This window comes from Collinsella sp. TM05-37, from assembly GCF_003436455.1.
Taxonomy (GTDB): Bacteria; Actinomycetota; Coriobacteriia; order Coriobacteriales; family Coriobacteriaceae; genus Collinsella.
The window spans coordinates 1-371 of the sequence record NZ_QSPN01000032.1; the positions used below are offsets into that span (position 1 = coordinate 1).

Below are 371 nucleotides of genomic sequence, written 5' to 3' on the forward strand. Positions count from 1 at the left end.
GCCGACTGCTTCGGCCTGCGCCTGCTCAACCGCCGCGGCTGCTTCCCCAAGTTCGATCTGTTTATCGAGCAGACCAAGGACATCTGGAAGGACATGCTCGATATCCGCAAGCGCTTCGAGCCGCGCGCCGAGGAGCTCGCCAAGAAGTACGCCCTGGCCCCCTACACCATGTTCATCGGCTCCGGCGCCCTGTGGGGCGAGACCATCCTGTTCTCGATGTGCATCCTGGAGGAGATGCAGTGGAAGCGCACCCGCTACATCACCTCGGCCGACTTCTTCCACGGCACCCTCGAGCTCGTGGAGCCCGGCGTCCCCGTGTTCCTGTTCATGGGCGAGGACGAGAACCGCAAGCTCGACGAGCGCGTCCGCGC

The 371-nt window shown here is 64.7% G+C and carries 1 protein-coding gene; it reads left to right on the forward strand.

All coding sequences use genetic code 11. The features are described from left to right. On the forward strand, positions 1–371 hold a 371-nt coding region (locus DXD48_RS10300; protein ID WP_369831733.1), incomplete at both ends, for an SIS domain-containing protein.